The sequence below is a fragment of the Streptomyces sp. NPDC041135 genome (genome assembly GCF_055592085.1).
This window is the reverse complement of sequence record NZ_JBVIYZ010000014.1, coordinates 51,495-76,813: the sequence shown is the minus strand read 5'-3', so window position 1 is coordinate 76,813 and position 25,319 is coordinate 51,495. Positions and strand designations below refer to the sequence as shown.

General features: G+C 72.5%; 24 protein-coding genes. 21 read left to right on the top strand and 3 right to left on the bottom strand.

What is annotated here, in order from left to right; translation table 11 throughout:
• Window positions 1-178: 178 nt before the first annotated feature.
• The 7 genes from ACZ6CZ_RS27240 (at window position 179) to ACZ6CZ_RS27210 (ending at window position 8,415) form a co-directional block, all read left to right on the top strand.
• Window positions 179-1,246 carry an MraY family glycosyltransferase gene (locus ACZ6CZ_RS27240; RefSeq protein ID WP_469026164.1) on the top strand — a complete coding sequence of 356 codons (1,068 nt, stop codon included), beginning with the start codon at window positions 179-181 and terminating at the stop codon, window positions 1,244-1,246.
• 94 nt (window positions 1,247-1,340) lie between these two features.
• Complete coding sequence (gene dnaK, locus ACZ6CZ_RS27235) at window positions 1,341-3,185, top strand: molecular chaperone DnaK (protein WP_469026162.1); 1,845 nt, start codon at window positions 1,341-1,343, stop codon at window positions 3,183-3,185.
• A complete protein-coding gene (gene grpE / locus ACZ6CZ_RS27230) occupies window positions 3,182-3,841 on the top strand; it encodes a nucleotide exchange factor GrpE (protein ID WP_469026159.1) in 660 nt (219 codons plus the stop codon). The genes dnaK and grpE overlap by 4 nt, the downstream gene beginning before the upstream one ends.
• 54 nt (window positions 3,842-3,895) lie before the next feature.
• A complete protein-coding gene (dnaJ, locus tag ACZ6CZ_RS27225) occupies window positions 3,896-5,071 on the top strand; it encodes a molecular chaperone DnaJ (protein WP_469026157.1) in 1,176 nt (391 codons plus the stop codon).
• Window positions 5,072-5,076: 5 nt separating this feature from the next.
• Window positions 5,077-5,529, top strand: coding sequence for a heat shock protein transcriptional repressor HspR (locus ACZ6CZ_RS27220; protein WP_469026154.1), 453 nt, complete (start codon window positions 5,077-5,079; stop codon window positions 5,527-5,529).
• Window positions 5,530-5,894: 365 nt separating this feature from the next.
• Window positions 5,895-7,001 (top strand): substrate-binding domain-containing protein, encoded by a 1,107-nt coding sequence (locus tag ACZ6CZ_RS27215; protein ID WP_469026152.1) that lies wholly within the window; start codon window positions 5,895-5,897, stop codon window positions 6,999-7,001.
• A gap of 334 nt (window positions 7,002-7,335) precedes the next feature.
• Window positions 7,336-8,415: a helix-turn-helix transcriptional regulator gene (locus ACZ6CZ_RS27210; protein WP_469026150.1), complete on the top strand. Its 1,080-nt coding sequence runs from the start codon at window positions 7,336-7,338 to the stop codon at window positions 8,413-8,415.
• A 98-nt stretch (window positions 8,416-8,513) separates the two neighbouring features.
• On the opposite strand, the gene ACZ6CZ_RS27205 is transcribed toward ACZ6CZ_RS27210, so the two are convergent.
• Window positions 8,514-9,551, bottom strand: coding sequence for a helix-turn-helix transcriptional regulator (locus ACZ6CZ_RS27205; protein ID WP_469026148.1), 1,038 nt, complete (start codon window positions 9,549-9,551; stop codon window positions 8,514-8,516).
• 116 nt (window positions 9,552-9,667) lie between these two features.
• Between ACZ6CZ_RS27205 and ACZ6CZ_RS27200 the strand changes: the two genes are divergently transcribed.
• Together ACZ6CZ_RS27200 and ACZ6CZ_RS27195 are read left to right on the top strand one after the other, a co-directional pair.
• Complete coding sequence (locus ACZ6CZ_RS27200; RefSeq protein WP_469026305.1) at window positions 9,668-9,850, top strand: hypothetical protein; 183 nt, start codon at window positions 9,668-9,670, stop codon at window positions 9,848-9,850.
• 40 nt (window positions 9,851-9,890) lie between these two features.
• Entirely contained in the window at window positions 9,891-10,187 is a 297-nt protein-coding gene (locus ACZ6CZ_RS27195; protein ID WP_351317863.1) for a (2Fe-2S)-binding protein, read from the top strand.
• Between the two features lie 145 nt (window positions 10,188-10,332).
• Here ACZ6CZ_RS27195 and ACZ6CZ_RS27190 read toward each other — a convergent pair whose 3' ends face one another.
• The gene (locus ACZ6CZ_RS27190; protein ID WP_469026147.1) at window positions 10,333-10,746 is read right to left on the bottom strand and encodes a pyridoxamine 5'-phosphate oxidase family protein; all 414 of its coding nucleotides are present in this window, start codon (window positions 10,744-10,746) and stop codon (window positions 10,333-10,335) included.
• A 172-nt stretch (window positions 10,747-10,918) separates the two neighbouring features.
• Between ACZ6CZ_RS27190 and clpB the strand changes: the two genes are divergently transcribed.
• Together clpB and ACZ6CZ_RS27180 are read left to right on the top strand one after the other, a co-directional pair.
• Window positions 10,919-13,516 (top strand): ATP-dependent chaperone ClpB, encoded by a 2,598-nt coding sequence (gene clpB / locus ACZ6CZ_RS27185; RefSeq protein WP_469026146.1) that lies wholly within the window; start codon window positions 10,919-10,921, stop codon window positions 13,514-13,516.
• 241 nt (window positions 13,517-13,757) lie between these two features.
• Window positions 13,758-14,288, top strand: a complete 531-nt coding sequence (locus ACZ6CZ_RS27180) for a type III secretion system chaperone family protein (RefSeq protein ID WP_469026145.1) — start codon at window positions 13,758-13,760, stop codon at window positions 14,286-14,288.
• Window positions 14,289-14,444: 156 nt separating this feature from the next.
• Here the strand turns inward: ACZ6CZ_RS27180 and ACZ6CZ_RS27175 are convergent, their stop codons facing one another.
• Window positions 14,445-15,659 carry a pyridoxal phosphate-dependent aminotransferase gene (locus ACZ6CZ_RS27175; RefSeq protein WP_469026143.1) on the bottom strand — a complete coding sequence of 405 codons (1,215 nt, stop codon included), beginning with the start codon at window positions 15,657-15,659 and terminating at the stop codon, window positions 14,445-14,447.
• Between the two features lie 140 nt (window positions 15,660-15,799).
• Between ACZ6CZ_RS27175 and ACZ6CZ_RS27170 the strand changes: the two genes are divergently transcribed.
• From ACZ6CZ_RS27170 to kynU, 10 genes are all read left to right on the top strand, one after another.
• Window positions 15,800-16,105, top strand: a complete 306-nt coding sequence (locus ACZ6CZ_RS27170) for a hypothetical protein (protein WP_469026141.1) — start codon at window positions 15,800-15,802, stop codon at window positions 16,103-16,105.
• Between the two features lie 372 nt (window positions 16,106-16,477).
• A complete protein-coding gene (locus tag ACZ6CZ_RS27165) occupies window positions 16,478-16,999 on the top strand; it encodes a DUF2617 family protein (RefSeq protein WP_469026139.1) in 522 nt (173 codons plus the stop codon).
• A gap of 110 nt (window positions 17,000-17,109) precedes the next feature.
• Window positions 17,110-18,750: a polyamine aminopropyltransferase gene (locus ACZ6CZ_RS27160; RefSeq protein WP_469026136.1), complete on the top strand. Its 1,641-nt coding sequence runs from the start codon at window positions 17,110-17,112 to the stop codon at window positions 18,748-18,750.
• An 82-nt stretch (window positions 18,751-18,832) separates the two neighbouring features.
• Window positions 18,833-19,834: an SRPBCC family protein gene (locus tag ACZ6CZ_RS27155; protein WP_469026134.1), complete on the top strand. Its 1,002-nt coding sequence runs from the start codon at window positions 18,833-18,835 to the stop codon at window positions 19,832-19,834.
• A 74-nt stretch (window positions 19,835-19,908) separates the two neighbouring features.
• Entirely contained in the window at window positions 19,909-20,697 is a 789-nt protein-coding gene (locus ACZ6CZ_RS27150; protein ID WP_469026132.1) for an aldose epimerase family protein, read from the top strand.
• Between the two features lie 10 nt (window positions 20,698-20,707).
• Complete coding sequence (pyrE, locus tag ACZ6CZ_RS27145) at window positions 20,708-21,280, top strand: orotate phosphoribosyltransferase (protein WP_469026130.1); 573 nt, start codon at window positions 20,708-20,710, stop codon at window positions 21,278-21,280.
• 145 nt (window positions 21,281-21,425) lie between these two features.
• Complete coding sequence (fbaA, locus tag ACZ6CZ_RS27140) at window positions 21,426-22,448, top strand: class II fructose-bisphosphate aldolase (RefSeq protein ID WP_469026127.1); 1,023 nt, start codon at window positions 21,426-21,428, stop codon at window positions 22,446-22,448.
• 119 nt (window positions 22,449-22,567) lie between these two features.
• Window positions 22,568-22,981: a DUF3151 domain-containing protein gene (locus ACZ6CZ_RS27135; protein WP_469026125.1), complete on the top strand. Its 414-nt coding sequence runs from the start codon at window positions 22,568-22,570 to the stop codon at window positions 22,979-22,981.
• A gap of 149 nt (window positions 22,982-23,130) precedes the next feature.
• Entirely contained in the window at window positions 23,131-23,979 is an 849-nt protein-coding gene (locus tag ACZ6CZ_RS27130) for a tryptophan 2,3-dioxygenase family protein (RefSeq protein WP_469026122.1), read from the top strand.
• Complete coding sequence (kynU, locus tag ACZ6CZ_RS27125; protein WP_469026120.1) at window positions 23,972-25,195, top strand: kynureninase; 1,224 nt, start codon at window positions 23,972-23,974, stop codon at window positions 25,193-25,195. Before ACZ6CZ_RS27130 ends, kynU begins: the two co-directional genes overlap by 8 nt.
• Window positions 25,196-25,319 lie beyond the last annotated feature (124 nt).

Sequence of the window (25,319 nt, the reverse complement as noted above, 5' to 3'; positions counted from 1 at the left end):
CGCGGGAGAGATTACTAAGCGGTAACTTATGCAGTCCGTTCGAGACTACCCGTATCCGTTCTCGCACTGTAGTCAGGCACTGAGTGATCTGGGTCGCTGAGGGGGAGCGATCAAACCAACAGGCAATCCGATCGTGTTATTCATACCGAATTGGTGCATTCGCCCCTAACTTAGAGCCGTGCTCTACGGGATCGCAGCAGCAACCGCCGCCCTGCTCCTCACCGCCGTGCTCGCGGCGCTGCTCCGGGTGCCCGGACTGCGGGCCGGGATCCTGGACCGCCGGCGGCAGCGGCCGGTGCCGGTGCTCGGGGGCGTCGCCGTGGTGACCGTCACCTGCCTGGTCGCCTGGGTCGGGGACGCCAGCCGGGTCGCCCGGCTGGGTGAAGGCATCGGGCGACTGCTCGTCGCGGGCGCCGGGCTCGCCCTGCTGGGCCTGGTGGCCGACGTGTGGCGGCTGCGCGCGCGGGTACTGGTCGCCGGTACGGCCGTGGCGGCGGCCTGGGTCGTGCCGTACCAGGAGACCGGTGTCCCGGGCGGCGTCCTGGCGGTCGGCTGGATCGTGTTCGTCGCGCTCGCCTTCAAGGGGCTCGACCACGCCGACGGGCTGGCCGGCACGGTCGGGGTGGTCACCGCCTTCGCCGTGGGGGCCGTGGCGGCCGCCGAGGTGATGGACGGGCTGGCCGTGCTGCTGAGCGTGTTCGCGGCCGCCCTCACCGGGTTCCTGATGCACAACTGGCATCCCGCGCGCGTGGGCCTCGGCGCGTGCGGCTCACTGTTCACCGGGTTCCTGCTCGCCTCGGCCGGGGTCTTCGTGCGCGCCGGCTACGACCTGGGCGCCGGCGCGGGGGTGCTGTTCTGCCTGACCGTGGTGGCCAGCGCCGACGCCGTGCTGGTGGCCCTCTCGCGGCGGCTGGCGCGGCGGGCGCTGCTGCGCGGGGCGCCCGACCACCTGGCGCACCGGCTGCGCCGGATCGGGCTCACCCCGCAGGGCGGTGTGGTGCTGCTGGGTGCGGGTGCCTTCTCGGGGGCACTCGTCGGGGTGCTCGTGCACACCGGATGGACGGGCGAGGGGGCCGTGCTGTGGGTGGCCGGCGCGGTGCTGCTGGTGGTGCTGGTGCTCCTTCGAGTGCCGGTCTACGGGGCGCGGCGGCCCCCGGCCACACAGCTCGGCGCACCGGTGAACACGCAGGTCAGGCGGCAGATGGGCGAGCGGTCCGACACGCACTTGCGCGTAAGGAACGGATAAGACTTGAGCCCGATCGACTCAGGTCTGTTGACCGAGGGCCGGACCTCATGCACACTTGAGTCTGTTCCACTCAAGTCAGCTGGAGGAAATCACCATGGCACGTGCGGTCGGCATCGACCTGGGCACGACTAACTCCGTCGTCAGCGTTCTGGAGGGCGGCGAGCCCACCGTCATCACCAACGCCGAGGGTGCCAGGACCACGCCGTCCGTCGTCGCCTTCGCCAAGAACGGCGAGGTGCTGGTCGGCGAGGTCGCCAAGCGCCAGGCGGTCACGAACGTGGACCGGACCATCCGCTCGGTGAAGCGCCACATGGGCACCGACTGGAAGATCCAGCTGGACGGGAAGGACTTCAACCCCCAGCAGATCTCCGCGTTCATCCTGCAGAAGCTCAAGCGGGACGCCGAGGCCTACCTGGGCGAGAAGGTGACCGACGCGGTCATCACCGTTCCCGCCTACTTCAACGACTCCGAGCGCCAGGCCACCAAGGAGGCCGGTGAGATCGCGGGCCTCAACGTCCTGCGCATCGTCAACGAGCCCACCGCGGCCGCGCTCGCCTACGGCCTCGACAAGGACGACCAGACGATCCTCGTCTTCGACCTCGGCGGCGGCACCTTCGACGTGTCCCTGCTGGAGATCGGCGACGGCGTCGTCGAGGTGAAGGCCACCAACGGTGACAACCACCTCGGTGGTGACGACTGGGACCAGCGCGTCGTCGACTACCTGGTCCAGCAGTTCAAGTCCGGCCACGGCGTGGACCTGGCCAAGGACAAGATGGCCCTCCAGCGCCTCCGCGAGGCCGCCGAGAAGGCCAAGATCGAGCTGTCCTCGTCCACCGAGACCTCGATCAACCTGCCCTACATCACGGCGTCCGCCGAGGGCCCGCTGCACCTGGACGAGAAGCTCACCCGCGCCCAGTTCCAGCAGCTGACGGCCGACCTGCTGGAGCGCTGCAAGACGCCGTTCCACAACGTCATCAAGGACGCCGGCATCCAGCTGTCCGAGATCGACCACGTCGTCCTCGTCGGCGGATCCACCCGCATGCCCGCCGTCGCGGAGCTCGTCAAGGAGCTGACCGGCGGCAACGAGGCCAACAAGGGCGTCAACCCGGACGAGGTCGTCGCCATCGGCGCCGCGCTCCAGGCCGGTGTCCTCAAGGGCGAGGTCAAGGACGTCCTGCTGCTCGACGTCACCCCGCTGTCCCTCGGTATCGAGACCAAGGGAGGGATCATGACCAAGCTCATCGAGCGCAACACCACGATCCCGACCAAGCGGTCCGAGATCTTCACGACGGCCGAGGACAACCAGCCCTCCGTGCAGATCCAGGTCTACCAGGGCGAGCGCGAGATCGCGGCGTACAACAAGAAGCTCGGGATGTTCGAGCTGACCGGTCTGCCGCCGGCCCCGCGCGGTGTCCCGCAGATCGAGGTCGCCTTCGACATCGACGCCAACGGCATCATGCACGTGACCGCGAAGGACCTCGGCACGGGCAAGGAGCAGAAGATGACCGTCACCGGCGGCTCCTCGCTGCCGAAGGACGAGGTCGACCGCATGCGTGAGGAGGCCGAGCGCTACGCGGAGGAGGACCACAAGCGCCGCGAGGCCGCCGAGACCCGCAACCAGGGCGAGCAGCTCGTCTACCAGACCGAGAAGTTCCTCAAGGACAACGAGGACAAGGTCCCGGGCGAGATCAAGACCGAGGTCGAGGGCGCGATCGGCGAGCTGAAGGAAGCCCTCAAGGGCGAGGACACCGCCGAGATCCGCTCCGCGACGGAGAAGGTCGCCGCCGTCTCGCAGAAGCTGGGCCAGGCCATGTACGCCGACGCCCAGGGTGCGCAGGCCGCCGATGGCGCGTCCGCCGGCGCGGGTGAGGCCAAGGCCGACGACGACGTCGTGGACGCCGAGATCGTGGACGACGAGCGCAAGGACGGTGCCGCGTGACGGAGGAGACCCCGGGCTTCGAGGAGAAGCCCGACGTCCCCTCCGGCGCCACCCCCGACGACGCCGAGCCGAAGGCCGCCTCCCCCTCCACGGAGGAGGGGGCGGCCCCGGCCGGGGACGCAACAGCACAGGACGCCGGTCTGGTCGCCCAGCTGGACCAGGTGCGCACGGCGCTCGGTGAGCGCACGGCGGACCTCCAGCGGCTCCAGGCCGAGTACCAGAACTACCGCCGCCGCGTCGAGCGCGACCGCGTCGCGGTCAAGGAGATCGCCATCGCGAACCTCCTGACCGAGCTGCTGCCCGTGCTCGACGACATCGGCCGGGCCCGCGAGCACGGCGAACTGGTCGGCGGCTTCAAGTCGGTGGCCGAGTCGCTGGAGACCGTCGCGGCCAAGATGGGCCTGCAGCAGTTCGGCAAGGAGGGCGAGCCCTTCGACCCGACGATCCACGAGGCCCTGATGCACAGCTACGCGCCGGACGTCACGGAGACGACGTGCGTGGCGATCCTGCAGCCCGGGTACCGCATCGGCGAACGCACCATCCGCCCCGCGCGGGTGGCCGTCGCCGAGCCGCAGCCCGGAGCGCAGGGCGGCAAGGGCGACGAGGCGACGGAGGCGGCCGACGACAAGGAGAGCGGTGGCCCGGACGAGGGCTGATGTCATACCGGTGGGACGGCCCGCGGAGCTGACGAGGAAGGAGGGACGTCGGGGATGAGCACCAAGGACTTCATCGAGAAGGACTACTACAAGGTCCTCGGCGTCCCCAAGGACGCCACCGAGGCCGAGATCAAGAAGGCCTACCGCAAGCTGGCCCGCGAGTTCCACCCGGACGCCAACAAGGGCAACGCCAAGGCGGAGGAGCGCTTCAAGGAGATCTCCGAGGCCAACGACATCCTCGGCGACCCCAAGAAGCGCAAGGAGTACGACGAGGCGCGCGCGCTGTTCGGCAACGGCGGGTTCCGGCCCGGGCCCGGTGCCGGCGGCTCCTTCAACTTCGACCTGGGCGACCTCTTCGGAGGCGGCGCCCAGAGCGGGGGCAGCTTCGGCGGCGGCATCGGTGACGTCTTCGGCGGCCTGTTCAACCGCGGCGGGGCCGGCGGTGCCGGCGGCACCCGTACCCAGCCGCGGCGCGGCCAGGACATCGAGTCCGAGGTCACGCTCAGCTTCACCGAGGCCATCGAGGGCGCCACTGTGCCGCTGCGGATGTCCTCCCAGGCCCCGTGCAAGGCCTGTTCCGGCACCGGCGACAAGAACGGCACGCCGCGCGTGTGCCCGACCTGCGTCGGCACCGGCCAGGTGGCCCGGGGTTCGGGCGGCGGCTTCTCGCTGACCGACCCCTGCCCCGACTGCAAGGGCCGCGGCCTGATCGCCGAGCACCCCTGCATGGAGTGCAAGGGCAGCGGACGCGCCAAGTCGTCGCGGACCATGCAGGTCCGCATCCCCGCCGGGGTGACCGACGGCCAGCGCATCCGGCTGCGCGGCAAGGGCGCGCCCGGCGAGCGGGGCGGACCGGCGGGCGACCTGTACGTGGCCGTGCACGTCGGCGACCACCCGGTGTTCGGCCGCAAGGACGACAACCTCACCGTCACCGTCCCGGTGACCTTCACCGAGGCGGCCCTCGGCGGAGAGGTCCGGGTGCCCACCCTCGGCGGCCCCCCGGTCACGCTGAAGCTGCCGCCGGGCACGCCCAACGGCCGCACCATGCGCGCCCGGGGCAAGGGCGCGGTCCGCAAGGACGGCACCCGGGGCGATCTGCTGGTCACCGTCGAGGTGAGTGTCCCCAGGGACCTGTCGGGGAAGGCTCGTGACGCGCTGCTGGCGTACCACGAGGCGACCGCGGACGAGGACCCGCGGGCGGAGCTGTTCGAGGCCGCGAAGGGAGCTTGAGAGTGATGGACGGCCGTCGACGCAACCCGTATGAACTGACCGAGGAGACCCCGGTCTACGTCATTTCGGTGGCGGCCCAGCTCTCCGGGCTCCACCCGCAGACGCTGCGCCAGTACGACCGCCTGGGCCTGGTCTCCCCCGACCGCACCGCCGGCCGGGGCCGCCGCTACTCGGCCCGCGACATCGAACTGCTGCGCCAGGTGCAGCAGTTGTCGCAGGACGAGGGCGTCAACCTGGCCGGCATCAAGCGCATCATCGAACTGGAGAACCAGGTGGCCGCCCTGCAGTCCCGGGTGGCGGAGCTGCAGGCCGCCCTGGAGGGCGCGGCGGCCGCGATGCAGCAGCGCGAGGCCGCCGTCCACGCCTCCTACCGCCGCGACCTGGTGCCCTACCAGGAGGTCCAGCAGAGCAGCGCGCTGGTCGTGTGGCGGCCGAAGCGGCAGCCCTCGGCGGACTGACCCACGCACGACGACGAAGGGGCCCGGAATCCGGGCCCCTTCGTCGTCGCGCTTCTGGCCGGGTTCGTTCGGTCCTGTGCTCGGACCGGCGCAGCGGCCGGCGGCTGCCCGGGATCGCGACTCGCGGGGGATGGAGCCCGTTGTCCGGATCTTTACCGAGCCATGAGGCTCCGTTTGGAAGGAGGGTCCGTAAAGGGTGTGTTGAGACGGTTCCGCTCTTCCTTCACAGGTGCAGCGGAGCGTGGTGTTGCGCACTCGTTAAGTAGTTCCGCTTGACGCCGGGTGGGCCGTCCGCGTTGGCTTTTCAGACACCTGGGTCGTAAAGCAGCGCCCACGTCCGGATCGCACCTGAAGTGAGCCCCCGAATGCGTCGTATCGCCATATCCGTGGCTGCCTCCGCCATGACCCTTTCGCTCGCCGGCTGCGGCGTGTTCGACGCGGCGAGCGACGGTGCGAGCGCCGGCCCGACCAAGGGTGACGACATCACCGTGGGCCTGCTGCTGCCGGAGAAGGCGAACACGCGGTACGACAAGTTCGACTACCCCATCATCAAGAGCAAGGTCGCCGAGCTGACCCACAAGCGGGGCAAGGTCGCCTACTCCAACGCGGACGCGGACGCCGGGCGCCAGGCCGACCAGCTCCAGACGATGATCGACGACCACGTCGACGTCATCCTGCTCGACGCGGTCGACTCGCACGCCATCGCGAGCGGCGTGAAGAAGGCCGAGGACGCGGGCATCCCGGTCATCGCCTACGACCGGCTCGCCGAGGGCCCGATCGACGCCTACATTTCCTTCGACAACGAACTCGTCGGCGAGGTGCAGGGCCGCTCGCTGCTGGAGGCGCTCGGCTCGGACGCCGACACCTCAGACAAGATCGTCATGGTGAACGGCTCGCTCACCGACCCCAACGCCAAGCAGTTCAAGCAGGGCGCGCTGTCCGAGCTGAACGGCAAGGTGACCATCGCGAAGAGCTACGACACCAAGGACTGGAAGCCGGAGATCGCCCAGGAGAGCATGGCCAGGGCGATCAACGAGATCGGCAAGGACAACATCGCCGGCGTCTACTCCGCCAACGACGGCATGGCCGGCGGTGTCATCGCCGCCCTCAAGGCGGCCGGCGTCTCCCATCTGCCGCCGATCACCGGGCAGGACGCCGAACTGGCGGCCGTGCAGCGCATCCTGCTGGGCGAGCAGTACATGAGCGTCTACAAGTCCTACCCCGACGAGGCCGAGGCCGCCGCGCAGATGGCCGTCGCCAAGATCCAGGGCAAGGACATCCAGTTCGACGCCCTGACCCAGGACAAGGTCGACAGCCCCACCAAGAAGGACATCCCCGCCCAGCTGGTCGCGGTCAGCGCGCTGACCAAGAGCAAGATCGAGGACACGGTCGTCGCCGACGGCATCTACAGCGTGTCGGACATCTGCACCGCCAAGTACAAGGCGGCCTGCGCGGCGGCCGGCGTCAAGTAGCCCGCCCGCGGCCGCGGAGGCGGCGACCCGGGACGGCCCCGCCGCCCGCCCGTCCCCGCGCCCGTCTGCGCGGCCCCTGTCGCGCCGTCAAGGGCACGCCCCCGGGAGGTCACCCGCGCGGGTGGGACGGGCCCGGGAGCCCGGCAGGGGGCGCTCACGGCAGGCCGTGCCCGCGGCCGGGAAGGGCGCTCGCGGCCCGGTGGAGACGGGACGGCGGCGGGCCGGGCCCGGCGTTTACGACGGCCCCGCCGTGGAGAGCCGTGTTGCGGACAGGGTCGGGGCCGCGCATAGTTGCGCTGCGGATGTGGCAGCAGACCGGGGGGTGGAATGGGCGATGGCCGGGCACGGGGCCACAGAACATCCACACGGTGCCGACCGACTGTGCGCGGCCGGGGACCGCGTGTACTCCCGGGCCGTGCGCCGGGGGCGGGTGCCGCGCACGGACGCCGAGCCGGTGCCCTGCCTGCTGGAACTGGCGCTGCTGCACCCTGACCCGGACGACATGGACTGGCTGGTGCCGACCTCCCCGCAGGAGGTCATGACCCGGCTGCTGCGCGGCGTCCACGACGAGGTCAGGGAGAGCCAGCGCAGGGTGGGTTCGGCCGTCGCGGCCTTCGAGTGGTACGCCGGTCTCGGCCGCCAGCTCCAGGCGCTGTCCGCCCCCGGCGAGGGCACGGCGATCCGCGTCCTGGACGGGCTCTCCCGCATCCAGGCCGCGATGGACGAGGCCACGGAGGCGTGCACCACCGAGGTGCTGACCGTGCAGCCCGGCGGCATCCGGCGCGAGGCCGAGCTGACCGAGGGTCTGCACCGGGCGCTGGCGCTGCGCGGCCGGGGCGTGCGCATGCGCGACCTCTACACGCACGTGGCCCGGCACGGGCAGGGGCTGCTCAACTACCTGGAGCTGATGGGCGGCACGGTCGAGGCCCGCACGCTGGACGAGGTCATCGACCGGCTGATCCTCTTCGACCGCACGGTCGCCTTCGTGCCCGCCAACTCCGAGCGCACGATGGCGCTCGAACTGCGCCACCCGGCGCTGGTCGAATATCTTGTGACGGTGTTCGAGCGGCTGTGGCGCCTGGCCATCCCGCTGACCGCGTCACTGCCCGACACCGGCATCGAGGGCATCTCGCACCGGGAGCAGTCCATCGCCGCGCTGCTCGCGGAGGGGCACCAGGACGCGGTGATCGCCGAGCGCCTCGGCATCAGCGTGCGCACCTGCCGCGCGCACATCGCCCGCCTGTCGGAGACGCTCGGGGCGGCGAGCCGGACCCAACTGGGCGTGCGGATCGCCCAGGTGGGCCTGGACGGGCCGGCGCGCACCGCCGGCCCCGCCGAGGCGGCCGGACCCGCCGCGCCCCCGGCGTCCGCCGCGCTCGGCATCCCCGGGCAGGGGCCCCGGACGGTGCGCTGACGCACGGGCGGGGGCGGACGGGCGGGTGCGTACGGCCCCGCTGGACCGCCCGAAGGGGTCACCGGCAACGCCCCGAAGGGGTCATGGGGTCGAGCGGGTCACGGGGCCGTTTCGCCGTCCGAGGAGGAGGTGTCCTGGTTCAGGATGCCGGAGCGGGCGATGAGGTAGCCGAGCTGGGCGCGGCTGCCGCTGCCCAGGACCTGGGCCAGCTTGGCGATGTGGGCGCGGCAGGTGCGGACGTTCATGCCCAGCCGGCGGGCGATGGCCTCGTCGACGTGCCCCTCCACCAGGAGCTTGGCGATGGAGTGCTGGATCTCGGTGATGCCGTCCGAGGCGGGCTCGTACGGGCCGCCGGCGCCCATCGGGACGGCCCGGTCCCACAGGTACTCGAAGACCTTGGCCAGATACCGGACGATCCCCGGGTGCCGCAGTTCCAGGGCGACCTGCTGGTCCTCGCGGGCCGGGATGAAGGCGACCGTCCCGTCGCAGATGATCAGGCGCTCCACCAGCTCGTCGATGGTCCGGTACTCGACCTTGCCGTTGGAGAGCTGGGCCACGTAGGCCAGCTTCTCCGGGTTGTAGCGGGCCGTGTGCTGATAGAGGCTGCGGACCTTCACACCACGTTCGATCAGCGGGCGGTCCCGCTCCAGGCTGCGCAGCAGGCTGCTTTCCGAGATACGGTCGGTCGGCTGAACGGTCATCAGCTGGGACTGGCACTGGGCCGTGGCCAGGTTGAGGGCCGCGTTGATGCGCTCGCCGCCCTCCAGGACCGTGATGGAATCGCTGGAGGCGCCGCCCTCGGCGCTGAGTGCCATGAACGGCTCGAAGATGTGGGCGAGTTCGATCGACATCCGCCGTCGTTCGGTGATCTCCTGCTCTATCGGGTTCAGCCGCTGGGCCAGGGCGACCGCCGGCGGCACCGGCCGCAGCCAGGTCGGATCGTCCGGGTCCGGGTGGAGCAGGGCGAACTCCATCAGGCAGGGGGCGGCCGCGGTGTCCGCGCGGGCCACGCGTCCGGTGCGCAGGGCGATGGCGTAAAGGCGACTGCCTTCCTCGCACCAGTCGGTGACCGCGTGGGGATGTCCCGCTTCCGACCGATTCGTTGCCAAATCTCCACCCCCCAGGCTCCTGAACATGCAGGAACATGATGCACTGATTGTGTGGCCACCACGTGCCCGAATGAGCCATCGTCGTACCTGACGGGGGAAAAGGGGACCTTCAAGTGAGGACGAAGCCGACTATGGGTAACAAACTGCTTCGCTCGGTACTTGTCGCCGCCTTCTCCGCCGTGGTGGCCCTCGGGGCGCTGAATGGTCTGTCCGGCGCGAAGGGCGACGAGCGAGCGAATACCCAGTGGCCGACGGTGGCGGTGAACACCGGCGCCACGGTGAGTAGTGGTGAGGCATCTTCCGCGACAGCTGGAGTGGGGAGCTGATGTGACCACTCCACCTGACGACCGGTCCTTCCGGCGCGAGATGGCCACCGCCTATCGCTCGGGCTGGCACTTCATCGACCTGGTCACCGCCATCCCCCACAGCGGTGACTCGCTCATGGTGACCGTCTTCGGCGAGCCGGTCGTCGTCACCCGGGACGAGGACGAGGACGTGCGGGCCTACCGGTGCCTGCGCAAGCCGCGAGGCGCGCCACAGCCGGTACGGTGCGCCGTCCGGTACGGAATGATCTTTGTGAACCTGGACCAACGGGACCACCGGCTGGCAGAGCCGGACGTCCCGGACGTAAGGACCATCTCGGCCACCCCCCGCAGTGCCTGACGCGATTCCCCCGTCGTAAAAGATCGCTCAGGTACTTCCCCCCGCAGCGGCGTCACCGTGACCTGAACACGGTGACGCCGCTGTCGTTTCCGGGGACATCTCCGGGTATGGCGGCGTTTCGGCCGCGCCGCACGGTGGCTTGATCTCAGCCGCGCCCCAGGGTCCGCCGGACCTCGATCTCGATGACCACCCGGTCGGGGTTGGGCGCGGGCACCCGCTCGTAGCGCTCGGCGTAGCGCCGCACCGCCTCCGCGACCCGTTCCGGCTCGGTGCGGACGAGGGCCCGCCCCTCCAGGGTCGCCCAGCGCCGGCCGTCCACCTGGCACACCGCGACCGGGGCCCCCTCGGGACCGGCCGCCCGCACATGGGCGACCTTGGCGCTGGTCCGGTTGGTGATCACCCGGGCCAGCCGCGCCCCGGGGTCGTAGGTCACCCCGACCGGCACCACGTGCGGGCTGCCGTCGGGGCGGATCGTGGTGAGGGTGCACAGATGCCGCTCCCGCCAGAAGCCGAGGTAGGGCTCATCCGGGGCACCCGGGTCTACGGAGTACGTCGCCATGCCCGGAAAACCTAGTCCCCCGGCACCGCATCCGCCGCCTTGAGTGGAATAGACTCAACTTTGTGTACGTTGGTCAAGTCAGTGGGTGCGCAGCCCACGACGACACCGCGCGCCGGCGGTGTGCGCCGGCAACGGCCCCGCATCGGCCCTGGAGACGGAGGAGAGAGCGAACGTGGACGCCGAGCTGACCAACCGGAGCCGGGACGCGATCAACGCGGCCAGCAACCGGGCCGTGACCGAGGGACACCCGGACCTCACCCCCTCCCACCTTCTGCTCGCCCTGCTCCGGGGGGAGGACAACGAGAACATCACCGATCTGCTCGCCGCCGTCGACGCCGACCAGGCCGCCGTGCGCTCCGGCGCGGAACGCGTGCTCGCCGGGCTGCCCAGCGTGACCGGTTCCACCGTCGCGCCGCCGCAGCCCAACCGCGAGCTGCTGGCCGTGATCGCCGACGCCACCGAGCGCGCCAAGGACCTCGGCGACGAGTACCTGTCCACCGAGCACCTGCTCATCGGGGTCGCCGCCAAGGGCGGTGCGGCCGCCGAGGTGCTCCAGCGGCAGGGAGCGAGCGCCAAGAAGCTGCTGGAAGCGTTTCAGAAGGCCAGGGGAGGCCGCCGCGTGACCACCGCCGATCCCGAGGGTCAGTACAAGGCCCTGGAGAAGTTCGGCACCGACTTCACCGCCGCCGCCCGGGAGGGCAAGCTGGACCCGGTCATCGGCCGGGACCAGGAGATCCGCCGGGTCGTGCAGGTGCTGTCCCGCCGTACCAAGAACAACCCCGTCCTCATCGGAGAGCCGGGCGTCGGCAAGACCGCCGTCGTCGAGGGGCTCGCCCAGCGCATCGTCAAGGGGGACGTGCCCGAGTCCCTCAAGGACAAGCGGCTCGTCTCCCTCGACCTCGGCGCCATGGTGGCCGGGGCGAAGTACCGGGGCGAGTTCGAGGAGCGGCTGAAGACCGTCCTCGCCGAGATCAAGGACTCCGACGGGCAGATCATCACCTTCATCGACGAGCTGCACACGGTCGTCGGCGCGGGCGCCGGCGGCGACTCCGCGATGGACGCGGGCAACATGCTCAAGCCCATGCTCGCCCGCGGTGAGCTGCGCATGGTCGGCGCCACGACGCTGGACGAGTACCGCGAGCGGATCGAGAAGGACCCCGCCCTGGAGCGGCGCTTCCAGCAGGTGCTGGTGGCCGAGCCGACCGTCGAGGACACCATCGCCATCCTGCGCGGGCTCAAGGGCCGCTACGAGGCCCACCACAAGGTGCAGATCGCGGACTCGGCGCTGGTGGCGGCCGCCACCCTGTCCGACCGCTACATCACCTCCCGCTTCCTGCCGGACAAGGCCATCGACCTCGTCGACGAGTCGGCCTCCCGGCTGCGCATGGAGATCGACTCCTCGCCCGTGGAGATCGACGAACTCCAGCGCGGCGTCGACCGGCTGAAGATGGAGGAGCTCGCCCTCGCCAAGGAGACCGACCCCGCCTCCCGGGAGCGGCTGGAGAAGCTGCGCCGCGACCTCGCCGACAAGGAGGAGGAACTGCGTGGCCTGACCGTGCGCTGGGAGCGCGAGAAGCAGTCCCTGAACCGGGTCGGTGAGCTGAAGGAACGCCTCGACGACCTGCGCGGCCAGGCCGAACGCGCCCAGCGCGACGGCGACTTCGACACCGCCTCCAAGCTGCTGTACGGGGAGATCCCGCAGCTGGAGAAGGAGCTGGAGGCCGCCTCGGAGGCCGAGGAGGAGGTCAGCCGGGACACCATGGTCAAGGACGAGGTCGGCCCCGACGACATCGCCGACGTCGTCGCCGCCTGGACCGGCATCCCCGCCGGACGGCTGCTGGAGGGCGAGACCCAGAAGCTGCTGCGCATGGAGGACGAGATCGGCCGCCGGCTCATCGGCCAGAGCGAGGCCGTACGGGCCGTCTCCGACGCCGTCCGCCGCAGCCGCGCCGGGATCGCCGACCCCGACCGGCCCACCGGGTCCTTCCTCTTCCTCGGCCCGACCGGTGTCGGCAAGACGGAACTGGCCAAGGCGCTCGCCGACTTCCTCTTCGACGACGAGCGGGCCATGGTCCGCATCGACATGTCGGAGTACGGCGAGAAGCACAGCGTGGCCCGGCTGGTCGGTGCCCCGCCCGGCTACGTCGGCTACGAGGAGGGCGGGCAGCTGACGGAGGCGGTGCGCCGCCGCCCGTACAGCGTCGTGCTCCTCGACGAGGTGGAGAAGGCCCACCCGGAGGTCTTCGACGTGCTGCTCCAGGTGCTCGACGACGGCCGGCTGACCGACGGCCAGGGCCGCACGGTCGACTTCCGCAACACCATCCTGGTCCTCACCTCCAACCTGGGCAGCCAGTACCTGGTCGACCCGATGCTCAGCGAGGCCGAGAAGAAGGAGCAGGTGCTGCTGACCGTGCGCGCCTCCTTCAAGCCGGAGTTCCTCAACCGCCTCGACGACCTGGTCGTCTTCTCCGCCCTCGGCAAGGACGAGCTGGCCCGGATCGCCCGGCTCCAGATCGACCGGCTCGCCCGGCGGCTGGCCGAACGGCGCCTCAGCCTGGACGTCACCGACGAGGCCCTGGCCTGGCTCGCCGACGAGGGCAACGACCCGGCCTACGGCGCCCGCCCGCTGCGCCGCCTGGTGCAGAGCGCGATCGGCGACCGCCTGGCCAAGCAGATCCTCTCCGGCGAGGTCAAGGACGGCGACACCGTCCGGGTCTCCGCCTTCGGCGACGGCCTGCTGGTCGGCCCGGCCACCGGCAAGACGCTGTAACCGGCGCCCCCGCGATCCGGCCGGGCATCCCGCCGGCACCGGGCCCGTCACCCACCCGGGTGGCGGGCCCGGTGCCGTTTTCGCGGCGGTGTGTCAGGACCGCCCCGGCACGGGTACCCGGCCAGGTGAGCGCCCGGGTGACCGGATCGTGTCTGCCGTGGGCTGACAGGGCCGCCGGGGCTTGCCACGCCCCTCCCCGGATGGGGGAGGATGGCGGGATCCGTACGAAGGGAAAAACACGGTGACCATCGACCCGTCCTCGATTCCGAATTTCGGGGGCCAGCCCGAACCGCAGCCCCAGGGACCTGTGGGCCCCGTCGTCCCGGATCAGGACCTTGTGAAGCAGCTCCTCGAGCAGATGGAGCTGAAGTACGTCGTGGACGACGAGGGCGACCTCGCGGCGCCGTGGGAGCAGTTCCGTACGTACTTCATGTTCCGCGGGGAGGCCGAGCAGGCCGTCTTCTCGGTGCGGACGTTCTACGACCGCCCCCACCCGATCGACGTGAAGCCGCAGCTGCTGGAGTCCATCGACGACTGGAACCGGCGCACCCTGTGGCCCAAGGTCTACAGCCACACCCACGACGACGGCACCGTCCGTCTCATCGGTGAGGCGCAGATGCTGGTCGGCACCGGCGTCGACCTCAACCACTTCGTCTCCTCCACGGTGAGCTGGGTGCGCGCCGCGATCGAGTTCGACAAGTGGCTGGTCGAGCAGCTGGGCCTGGAGCAGGAGGTCAACGAGGCGGAGAAGCCCGAGGACGACGGCGAGTGACCTCGCGCTGACCCGGCGCGGCCCCGCGCCCCCGTACCGCGGGAGCCCGGCCAGGGCACCGGCCACCAGGCCGCGTGCCGCGCCGGGCTCCACCCGTTTCCGGGGCGCGTCCCCGGGTGCGTACGGCCCGTCACGGGACCGGGCCGCGCGAGGCCGTCACAGCCGCCGCAGGCGGTCCGCGGCCTCCCGCAGGACCTCTTCGCGCTTGCAGAAGGCGAAGCGGACGAAGGGGGCGCCCGCCTCGCGGTCGTCGTAGAAGACGGCGTTGGGGACGGCGACGACGCCCGCCCGCTCGGGCAGGGCGCGGCAGAAGGCGAAGCCGTCCTTCTCGCCGAGGGGGCTGATGTCGGTGGTGACGAAGTAGGTGCCGGCCGGCTTGAAGACCTGGAAGCCCGCCTCCGCCAGCCCCGCCGCCAGGATGTCCCGGCGGGCCAGCATGGAGGCGCGGAAGCCGGCGAAGTAGGCGTCCGGCAGGGCCAGCGCCTCGGCCACCGCGTACTGGAACGGGCCCGACGCCACATAGGTCAGGAACTGCTTGACCGAGCGCACGGCGGCCACCAGCGCGGGCGCGGCCGTCACCCAGCCGACCTTCCAGCCGGTGAAGGAGAACGTCTTGCCGGCCGAGCCGATGGTCACCGTGCGCTCGCGCATGCCGGGGAAGCCGGCCAGCGGCAGGTGCTCGGCGCCGTCGAAGACCAGGTGCTCGTAGACCTCGTCCGTCACCACCAGCAGGTCGCGCTCCACCGCCAGCTCGGCGATCGCGGCCAGCTCGGCGCGGGTCAGGACGGTGCCCGTCGGGTTGTGCGGGGTGTTGACCAGCAGCAGCCGGGTGCGGTCGGTGACCGCGGCGCGCAGTTCGTCCAGGTCCAGCCGGAAACTCGCGCCCGCCGCGCCCGTCTCGTCCGTCTCGTTCACGTGCGGCCGCAGCGTGACCGGGACGCGCGTGCCGCCCGCCATGGCGATGCTCGCCGCGTAGGAGTCGTAGTACGGCTCCAGGGCGACCACCTCGTCACCGGGCTCTACCAGGGCGAGCAGGGCGGCCGCGATGGCCTCGGTGGCGCCGGCCGTGACCAGGACCTCGGTGTCGGGGTCGTACGCCAGGCCGTAGTGGCGCTGCTGGTGCGCGGTGATCGCGGTGCGCAGTTCGGGGACGCCGGGGCCTGGCGGGTACTGGTTGCCGTGGCCCTCGCGCAGCGCGCGCACGGCCGCCTCCCTGATCTCCTCGGGGCCGTCGGTGTCGGGGAAGCCCTGGCCCAGGTTGATCGCGCCGGTGCGCGCGGCGAGCGCGGACATCTCGGCGAAGATCGTCGTGCCGAACGGGGCGAGCCGGCGGTTGAGGAAGGGGCGCGCTGAGGAGGTCATGCGGGCCATCCTGCGCCCAAGCTCTGGACTTCCTCAACTGTGCTTTGGCGGCGGTGGCGACCGGGCATCTCCCGGTCACGCGGCCGCAAGGCAGTGCGCGGAGCGCCCACGGGGGGCCGCTTCGGGGGAACGGAAAGAAGGTGACGCGCATGGGCACCGTCTTCATCGTGGCGGCGGCGGCGATCGTCTGCCTCGTCGTCGTCGGGTCCGCCGCGAGCCGGGGCGGACACCTCAAGGGCTCGGGCCGCCGCGGCGGCGGGTCGTCGTACGACGGCGGCAGCAGCTGGTGGGCGGGCGGGGGCGACGGCGGTTCGTCGTCGGGCGGCCACCACTCGGGCGGTCATCACTCCGGTGGCCACTCCTGCGGCGGCGGTCACTCGTCGTGCGGCGGGGGCTCGTCCTGCGGCGGCGGCTCGTCGTGCGGGGGCGGGGGCGGATGCGGGGGAGGCAGCTGACACGGGGCAGCTGAGCTTCACCAGCGGGGGGAACCGCGTCCGGGCCGCACGGGGCGCCCGCCGGAAGGACAACTTCCGGCGGGCGCCCGCCTCTTGTGTGCCGGGCCCCCGGCGCACGCGGGTGCTTGAACAGTTGAACTGTTGAGCCCTCTGAGGGATGGAAACCGCACGAAGTTGGGTAAAAACGCTGTGTGAAGACCGCAGTCCATGATTCCCTCTAAGCCACCGACGCAGCCCCTCGGGCGTCTCTGGGACACCCCCCGCCCGGCGGGGCCGGCTGAACCGACCGGGCTGACACGGCCGGTCATCCGGTGCCGACCGGGACGCGACGGACCACACTCCCTCCTCCTTGCGCGTTAGCGGAGCCGATCCATGCTCACGACCCTCAACACCTCCTACACCGACACCCGCGCGGACGACCTCGCCTGGGCCCTGGGACGCGAGCCGCTGCCTGCCCTGGCCACCCTCGACCTGGAGCTGGCCGGAGCCAGGCTCCAGCTGCGGCTGCTCGGCGCGTCCCACCAGGTGCTCCTGGAGGAGGAGCGGGGCGTCTGCTCGGAGACGGTGGCGTGCATCGCCGGGTCCAGCGACCCGCTGCCGCTGGGCGTGGCCAAGCGGATCGACGACTGGGAGTACGAGTTCGCGGCGCGGGTGGAGGTGCTGACGCCGGGTTCGTTCGCGGGCCGTGCCCAGGAGCTGCTGGCCCTCGTCTCCGACCATCCGCACGGCCTGGCCGGCGTCTTCCCCGGCAGCCCGCACGCCTTCACCGCCATGCTCGCCCGGTACCAGGAGGGCCAGGTCCACTGGCGCACCTGGCACGCCTACCCGCAGGACGGACAGCTGGTCGCCACCTGGACCCGGGTCGGCGCACGGGTCCCGGTGGGCATTCCCTGAGCCGTTGCGCGCGCCGGTCGCGCCGGTATAAACCCCGGATGCGTCGACTGCCCGTGATTCCACACGTGTGGGTGACGAAGCGTGCCGCACCGGTGACGTAACGTCGCAGCGTGATCGATTCGCACGCGCCCGCCCCGCCCGGCACCGCGCCGCCCTGGGGCGCGCCCGCGCGGCTGCCCGTCCGCCCCGCGACCGGGCGGTTCCTGGTCCTCGCGTGCGTCTTCGTCTGCGCGGCCTGCGGTCTGGTGTACGAACTTGAACTGGTCGCCCTCGCCTCCTACCTGATCGGCGACTCCGTCACCCAGGCCTCCGTGGTGCTCTCCGTCATGGTGTTCGCGATGGGCATCGGCTCGCTCGCCGCCAAGCGGCTGCGCTGGCACGCCGCCGCCGCGTTCGGCGCGGTCGAGGCCGTCCTCGCGCTGGTCGGCGGATGCAGCGCGATGGCGCTGTACGCCGTCTTCGCCTGGACCGGTGACTGGGGCGGCCTGTGGGCGCAGGGCCCGCGCTGCCTGCTGGTCGCCTTCTCCCTCACCATCGGCCTGCTCATCGGCGCCGAGGTGCCGCTGCTGATGGAGCTGATCCAGCGCATCCGCCACCAGGACGCGGGCGGCGCCGTCGCCGACCTCTTCGCGGCGGACTACGTCGGCGCCCTCGTCGGCGGCCTCGCCTTCCCCTTCCTGCTGCTGCCGTTCCTCGGCCAGCTGACCGGCGCGCTGCTGACCGGCACGGTCAACGTGGTCGCCGGCACCGCCCTGGTCCTCGGCCTGTTCCGGCGCGACCTGACGGGCCGGGCCCGCTGGACGCTGCTGGCCGCGAGCCTCGGCGTGCTCGGCGTGCTGGCCTGCGCCGCCGTCCTCGTCGGCGACTTCGAACGCGCCGCCCGGCACGCCGTGTACGGCGACGGCGTCCGCGTGGCGCTCCAGACCGACGTCCAGGAGGTCGTCCTCACCGGCGGCACCCGCGGCCGCCCCCTCGACCTCTACCTCGACGGCCGGCTGCGGGTCGGCGGGGCGGACGAGCGCCGCTACCACGAGGCGCTGGTGCACCCCGCGATGGACGGCCCGCACGCGCGCGTGCTCGTCCTCGGCGGCGGCGACGGCCTCGCCGCGCGCGAGGTGCTGCGCCACCGCGGGGTGCGCCGGGTCGACGTCGTCGAACTCGACGCGGGCCTGGTCCGCCTGGCCCGCCGCGACCCCGGCCTGTCGGCCCTCAACCACCGCGTCTACGACGACCCGCGCGTGCACGTCACCACCGCCGACGCCTTCGGCTGGCTGCGCGGGGCGCCGCGTTCGTCGTACGACGTGGTGGTCGCGGACCTGCCCGACCCGGGCATCACGGCCAGCACCAAGCTGTACGCGCAGGAGTTCTACGGCCTGACCCGGCAGGTGCTGGCCCCCGGCGGCCGGCTGGTGGTGCACGCCGGGCCCCTGTCGGCCCGCCGCCGGGCCTTCTGGACCGTGGACGCCACCGTGCGCGCGGCCGGGCTGGCCACCGCCCCCTACCGGGTGCCCGGCCAGGAATCCCGCTTCCCGGCCGGCCCCGACCGCTTGGCCGGTGCCGCCCGCGCCCCGCAGGACTGGGGCTTCCTGCTGTGCGCGCCGGGCCGCAGGGCGCCGACGCTGCGCCTGGACCCGCGCGGGCCCCGGCCGCGCACGCTCACCCCGGCGGCGCTGACGGCGGACGCGCGGGCGGCCCGCTCCACCCGCGTCCCCGGGCTGAGCGCGTCGACCCTGGTGCATCCGCGCTACTGATACGCCGTCGGCGGGGACCCGCGACGGGCCGCCGGCGCACGGGAGGGTAGCTTCCGGCCACCACTGGGTAGGCTCAGCCGACATGGAGCACCAGGTCTTCGTCCCGGTCCCGGCCGAGCGGCTCAGGGAGGCGCTGGCCGACCCCCTCCGGGTCGCCCGGGCGGTGCCCGGGCTCCAGCAGGACGCCGGTGCCGAACCCGTCGCGGGGCGGCTGAAGCTGCGCGTCGGCAGCCACTCCGTCACCTACCGGGGAACGGCGCGCGTCACGGCCGGGCAGGACGGCGCGTTCCGGGTCGAGGGCGCCGCCACCGAGGTCCGCGGCAGCGGCACGGCCCGCCTCGACCTCACCCTGCGCCTCGCCGGCACCGACGGCGGCTGCACCGTCACCGTCGAGGGCACCGCCTCGGCGGACGGACGCCTCGCGGAACTGCCGGCGGAGGCGGTGACCTCGGCGATGACCCGGCTGGTCAGCCGCTTCGTGACTGGGCTGGGCGAAGCCGCGGGGGCGCCGGACGCGCCGGACGCGCCCGGCGGGCAGCGGCCCGCCGGTGCCGAGCCGGTGCGGGAGGCCGCCGACCGCGATCCCGCGAGCGCGACCCCGGTGCGGGAGGCCGCCGACGCCGGTGACCCCGGCGAGGAGCCCGGCGAGGGGGACCCCGCCGATTCCGCGTCCGCCCCGCCGCCGGATGCCCCGCCCCCGGAGCGCGCCTCGGTCTTCGACGTCGACGTCCCGCCCTCCTCCCTCGGCCCGGACGAGGACGGCGAGGACGGCGAGGACGGCGACCCGCCCGGGGACGGGACGCGCAAGGAGCCGGGCGACGTGGCGGGCGGCTTCGCCGAGGCGTACCCGGAGGACTTCCCCGACCCCGCCGAGCCCCCGGCCGAGGCCGCGCACGCCCGCCGCACGATGATCGGCCGCAGCGCCGAGGAGGTGGACCACGCCCCGCCGCGCGGCCGTTACGCCCCCGTGCCCGCGCCGCAGTCCGCCGGGGCCCGCACCACGCTGCGCTGGGCGGCCCCCGCGGCCGCGCTGGCGGTGGCGTCGGCGATCGTGGTGGGCCGGGCGCTGCGCAGGCGCCGCTGACCGGACCGGCCGGGAGCCGCGGCGTCAGGAGGGTGCGGGCGAGGCCCTCTTGATCGCCCCAGTAGGGTCATCACGTGAGTAACGAAGACATCACGCTGACCGCGGGTGACGCGGAAGTGCGCGTGCAGCCCGGCAACGGCGGCCGCGTCGCAGGACTCCGGATCGGCGGCGTGGAGCTGCTGCGGCAGGGAGAGCGCTTCGGCTGCTTCCCGATGGTGCCCTGGTGCGGCCGGACCCGGGACGGCCGCTTCCTGGACGGCGCCACCGTGCGCCACCTGCCGCTCAACGCGCCGCCGCACGCCATCCACGGCACCGCCCGGGACGGCGCCTGGCGCACCGCCCGCGTCTCGGCGGACGAGGCGGTCCTCACGTACGAACTGACCGAGCCCTGGCCGCATCCGGGCCGGGTCACCCAGGTCGTGGCGCTCACCGGGGACGCGCTGACGCTGACGATGTCCGTGGAGGCGTACGAGTCGTCGTTCCCGGCGCAGATCGGCTGGCACCCGTGGTTCAACCGCAACCTCGGCGGCGAGGACGCGCGGCTGGACTTCGAGCCCGCCTGGCAGGAGGAGCGCGGCGACGACCATCTGCCGACCGGCCGCCGCATCGACCCCCGGCCCGGCCCCTGGGACGACTGCTTCGGCATGCCCGGCGGCGTCGACGTCACCCTCACCTGGCCGGGGCAGCTGGAACTGACCGTGGCCAGCCGGGAGGAGTGGGTCGTCGTCTACGACGAGCAGGCCGAGGCCGTGTGCGTGGAGCCGCAGACCGGACCGCCCAACGGGCTGAACACGCTGCCGCGCCTGGTGACGCCGCTGGAGCCGCTGGAGGCGACGACGACCTGGGGCTGGCGGCGCCTCTAAGCTGGGCGGCATGACGGACGTCGACGAAGTAACACCGCCAGGCACACGTGGCGCGCTGCTGCACCAGATCAAGGACAAGGCCGTGGTCCACGGCAAGGTGACCCTGTCGTCGGGCCTGGAGGCCGACTACTACGTCGACCTGCGCCGCATCACGCTCGACGGGGAGGCCGCCCCGCTGGTCGGCCAGGTGCTGCTGGACCTGACCGCGGACCTGGAGTTCGACGCGGTGGGCGGGCTGACCATGGGCGCCGACCCGGTCGCCGGCGCCATGCTGCACGCCGCCGCCGCGCGGGGCCGCCGGCTGGACGCCTTCGTCGTGCGCAAGGCGGCGAAGGCGCACGGACTCCAGCGGCGCGTGGAGGGACCGGAGATCGCGGGCCGGCGGGTGCTGGTCGTCGAGGACACCTCCACCACCGGCGGTTCACCGCTGGAAGCGGTGCAGGCCGTGCGCGAGGCGGGTGCCGAGGTCGTCGCCGTCGCGACCATCGTCGACCGCGCGACCGGCGCCGCCGAGAAGATCCGGGAAGGCGCGGGCGTGCCCTACCTGTTCGCCTTCTCGAAGGACGAACTGGGCCTGGACTGACGCGCCCGGCCGGCCTGGGCCCGACCGGAGCGTGGACCACCGGTCCAGGTCTGGAAAGATGGGGCGACGACGATGACGTCGCCCCCAAGGTCTAGGTCAGGGCCGTAGCAGCAGAACGCAACCCGCACACCCAAGGAGCGGACAGATGCCCATCGCAACCCCCGAGGTCTACAACGAGATGCTCGACCGGGCGAAGGCAGGCAAGTTCGCCTACCCGGCCATCAACGTCACCTCGACCCAGACCCTGCACGCGGCCCTGCGCGGCTTCGCGGAGGCGGAGAGCGACGGCATCGTCCAGATCTCCACGGGCGGCGCCGAGTTCCTGGGCGGCCAGTACAGCAAGGACATGGTGACCGGCGCGGTCGCGCTGGCCGAGTTCGCGCACATCGTCGCCGACAAGTACCCGGTCAACATCGCGCTGCACACCGACCACTGCCCGAAGGACAAGCTCGACGGGTACGTACGGCCGCTGATCGCGCTGTCGAAGAAGCGCGTCGACGCCGGTCTCGCCCCGCTGTTCCAGTCGCACATGTGGGACGGCTCGGCCGAGACCCTCGCCGACAACCTGTCGATCGCGCAGGAGCTGCTGGAGCAGGCCCGCGCCGCCCGGATCATCCTCGAGGTCGAGATCACCCCGACCGGCGGCGAGGAGGACGGCGTCTCGCACGAGATCAACGACTCGCTGTACACCACGGTCGAGGACGCGATCCGCACCGCCGAGGCCCTCGGCCTGGGCGAGAAGGGCCGCTACCTGCTGGCCGCCTCCTTCGGCAACGTGCACGGCGTGTACAAGCCGGGCAACGTCGTGCTGCGTCCGGAGCTGCTGAAGGAGCTGAACGACGGCGTCGCCGCCAAGTACGGCAAGCAGTCGCCGTTCGACTTCGTCTTCCACGGCGGCTCCGGCTCCAGCGAGGAGGAGATCCTCACCGCGCTGGAGAACGGCGTCGTGAAGATGAACCTCGACACGGACACCCAGTACGCCTTCACCCGTCCGGTCGCCGACCACATGTTCCGCAACTACGACGGCGTCCTGAAGGTCGACGGCGAGGTCGGCAACAAGAAGGCCTACGACCCGCGGACCTGGGGCAAGCTGGCCGAGGGCAGCATGGCCGCGCGGGTCACCGAGGCCACGCGCCACCTGCGCTCCGCGGGCAACAAGATCAAGTAAGCGAGCGGTGCCCGACGGCGGGCCCGGCGGCCGTGCGTGCCACCGGGGCCGCCGTCGCGTGCCCGGGCTTCCCGTGCCCCTCGGGGCGCGCACCCGGGTGCCTGCGACAGACTGACCCCATGACGATTCACGAGAACCTCCTCGGCGGCCCGCCCCCCACCCATCTGCCCGACGACCCCGAGCCGCGCGAGCTGCTCGCCGCGGGCACCGCGCCCGCCGACGTCGCCGGCAGGTACCCCACCTCCTCGCTCGCCTGGGCCCAGCTGGCCGACGACGCGTTCGAGCGGGGCGCGGTCGTCGAGTCGTACGCCTACGCCCGTACGGGCTACCACCGCGGCCTGGACGCGCTGCGCCGCAGCGGCTGGAAGGGCCACGGCCCGGTGCCCTGGGAGCACGAGCCGAACCGCGGCTTCCTGCGCGCCCTGCACGCCCTCGCCCGCGCCGCGCAGGCGATCGGCGAGCAGGAGGAGTACGCGCGCTGCACGCAGTTCCTGAAGGACTCCTCGCCGGCGGCGGCCCAGACGCTGGGCTGAGCGGAGCGGACCGTTCCGGTGGGCCCGTCCGGGCGGGCGGGCCTTGCCGGAACCGGCCCGATTGCGGAGGATGCCTGGTGGGGACCGGGGCCCCCGTGCCGGAATCGGCAGGGGCGGACCGCTACCCGGAGCACCAACAGGAGACAGCGATGTCGCAACAGGCTCGCCCCCTGCCCGAGGCAGCTGAGCCCGAGACCCCGCATCTCGATTTCGCGGGTACGACGCCGTACGAGGACTACGTCAAGGCGGACGTGCTCACCCATCTCCAGCACACCCTCTCCGACGACCCCGGAGAGATGGTCTTCCTGGTCACCACCCAGGTGATGGAGCTGTGGTTCACGTGCATCGTGCACGAGTGGGAGACCGCGTCCCGCGCCCTGCGCGCCGACGACATCCCCACGGCGATCGCCGCGCTGAAGCGCTCGGTGCGTGAGCTGGAGGCGCTGAACGCCTCCTGGAAGCCGCTCGGCCAGCTCACCCCGGCCCAGTTCAACTCCTACCGCGGCGCCCTGGGCGAGGGCTCGGGCTTCCAGTCGGCGATGTACCGGCGCCTGGAGTTCCTGCTCGGCGAGAAGTCCGCGTCCATGCTCGTCCCGCACCGCGGCGCCCCGCGCGTCCACGCCGAGCTGGAGAAGGCGCTGCACGAGCCCAGCCTCTACGACGAGGTGCTGCGGCTGCTGGCGCGGCGCGGACACGAGATCCCGGCGTCCGTGCTCGACCGCGACGTGGCCCTGCGCCACGAGCCCTCCCCGGCCGTCGAGGCCGCCTGGACGGCCGTCTACGCCGGTGACCAGAACGGCGAACTCGCCCGCCTCGGCGAGGCGCTGACGGACGTGGCCGAGCTGGTGTGGCGCTGGCGCAACGACCACCTGGTCGCCACCCGCCGCGCGATGGGCGCCAAGACCGGCACCGGCGGCTCGGCCGGCGTGGCCTGGCTGGAGAAGCGCGCCCGCAACAACGTCTTCCCGGAGCTGTGGACGGCGAGGTCCCATGTCTGAGCGGACCGAACGAGCCGAGCGGACCGGACCGGACGAACTCACCGAGCGGGCACGGCGGCTGGACGCGGCGGACGAACTGGCCGACTGCCGCGCCCGGTTCGCCCTCGACGACGTCGTGTACCTGGACGGGAACTCGCTGGGCGCCCTCCCGGCACACGTCCCCGCCCGCCTCGAGGACGTGGTGCGCCGCCAGTGGGGCGAGCTGCGCATCCGCTCCTGGGAGGAGAGCGGCTGGTGGACGGCGCCGGAGCGGATCGGCGACCGGATCGCCCCGCTGGTCGGCGCCGCCCCGGGCCAGATCGTGGTCGGCGACTCCACCAGCGTCAACGTGTTCAAGGCGCTGGTCGGCGCGGTGCGGCTGGCGGGGGAGGAGCGCGACGAGATCCTGGTGGACGCCACCACCTTCCCCACGGACGGCTACATCGCCGCGTCGGCGGCCCGCCTCACCGGCCGCACCCTGCGGCCGGTGGCCCCGGACGAGGTGCCCGCGGCGCTGGGCCCGCGCACCGCGGCGGTCCTGCTCAACCACGTCGACTACCGCACCGGCCGGCTGCACGACCTGCCCGCCCTCACCGCCCGCGTCCACGCCCACGGCGCCCTCGCGGTCTGGGACCTGTGCCACAGCGCGGGCGCCCTGCCGGTGGGCCTGGACGAGCACGGGGTGGACCTGGCGGTCGGCTGCACCTACAAGTACCTCAACGGCGGTCCGGGCGCCCCGGCGTACCTGTACGTCCGCCGGGAGCTGCAGGACCGCTTCGACTCCCCGCTGCCCGGCTGGAACTCGCACGCCGAGCCGTTCGGGATGGACGCCGCCTACACGCCCGCGCCCGGCGCCCGGCGCGGCCGCGTCGGCACCCCGGACATCCTGTCCATGCTGGCCCTGGAAGCGGCCCTGGAGGTCTGGGACGGCGTCCGCGTCGACGCCGTGCGCCGCAAGTCCCTGGCCCTGACGGACTTCTTCCTGGAGTGCGTCGCCGCCCAGGCGCCGGCGGGCCGGGTGGAGTCGCTGACACCGGTCGCGCACGAGCGGCGCGGCAGCCAGGTCGCCCTGCGCTGCGACGACGCCGGTGAGGTGATGAAGCGGCTGGTGGAGCGCGGGGTGGTCGGGGACTTCCGCCGTCCCGACGTGCTCCGCTTCGGCTTCACGCCGCTGTACGTGGGCTTCGCGGACGTGGAGCGCGCGGCCCGGGTCCTGGGCGAGGTACTGACCGGCTGACCCCGCGCCCGCACCGCGGGACCCGGGCGGCGCCCTGCCCCGCCCGGGTCCCGCGGTGCTCTGCGCCGGCAGTGGACCGGTTGGCCCCGCCGTGGGTGACATCGGCATGTCGCCGCACGTCATG

Excerpts from the sequence above, each read along its gene's own strand:
- ACZ6CZ_RS27210 (WP_469026150.1), top strand. The coding sequence starts at position 7,336 with ATGGCCGGGCACGGGGCCACAGAACATCCACACGGTGCCGACCGACTG.
- pyrE (WP_469026130.1), top strand. The coding sequence starts at position 20,708 with ATGACGGACGTCGACGAAGTAACACCGCCAGGCACACGTGGCGCGCTG.
- ACZ6CZ_RS27195 (WP_351317863.1), top strand. The coding sequence starts at position 9,891 with ATGGCCACCGCCTATCGCTCGGGCTGGCACTTCATCGACCTGGTCACC.
- ACZ6CZ_RS27135 (WP_469026125.1), top strand. The coding sequence starts at position 22,568 with ATGACGATTCACGAGAACCTCCTCGGCGGCCCGCCCCCCACCCATCTG.
- fbaA (WP_469026127.1), top strand. The coding sequence starts at position 21,426 with ATGCCCATCGCAACCCCCGAGGTCTACAACGAGATGCTCGACCGGGCG.
- ACZ6CZ_RS27205 (WP_469026148.1), bottom strand. The coding sequence starts at position 9,551 with ATGTTCAGGAGCCTGGGGGGTGGAGATTTGGCAACGAATCGGTCGGAA.
- ACZ6CZ_RS27190 (WP_469026147.1), bottom strand. The coding sequence starts at position 10,746 with ATGGCGACGTACTCCGTAGACCCGGGTGCCCCGGATGAGCCCTACCTC.
- ACZ6CZ_RS27130 (WP_469026122.1), top strand. The coding sequence starts at position 23,131 with ATGTCGCAACAGGCTCGCCCCCTGCCCGAGGCAGCTGAGCCCGAGACC.
- ACZ6CZ_RS27175 (WP_469026143.1), bottom strand. The coding sequence starts at position 15,659 with ATGGCCCGCATGACCTCCTCAGCGCGCCCCTTCCTCAACCGCCGGCTC.
- kynU (WP_469026120.1), top strand. The coding sequence starts at position 23,972 with ATGTCTGAGCGGACCGAACGAGCCGAGCGGACCGGACCGGACGAACTC.
- ACZ6CZ_RS27165 (WP_469026139.1), top strand. The coding sequence starts at position 16,478 with ATGCTCACGACCCTCAACACCTCCTACACCGACACCCGCGCGGACGAC.
- ACZ6CZ_RS27220 (WP_469026154.1), top strand. The coding sequence starts at position 5,077 with ATGGACGGCCGTCGACGCAACCCGTATGAACTGACCGAGGAGACCCCG.
- ACZ6CZ_RS27155 (WP_469026134.1), top strand. The coding sequence starts at position 18,833 with ATGGAGCACCAGGTCTTCGTCCCGGTCCCGGCCGAGCGGCTCAGGGAG.
- ACZ6CZ_RS27170 (WP_469026141.1), top strand. The coding sequence starts at position 15,800 with ATGGGCACCGTCTTCATCGTGGCGGCGGCGGCGATCGTCTGCCTCGTC.
- dnaK (WP_469026162.1), top strand. The coding sequence starts at position 1,341 with ATGGCACGTGCGGTCGGCATCGACCTGGGCACGACTAACTCCGTCGTC.
- dnaJ (WP_469026157.1), top strand. The coding sequence starts at position 3,896 with ATGAGCACCAAGGACTTCATCGAGAAGGACTACTACAAGGTCCTCGGC.
- ACZ6CZ_RS27215 (WP_469026152.1), top strand. The coding sequence starts at position 5,895 with ATGCGTCGTATCGCCATATCCGTGGCTGCCTCCGCCATGACCCTTTCG.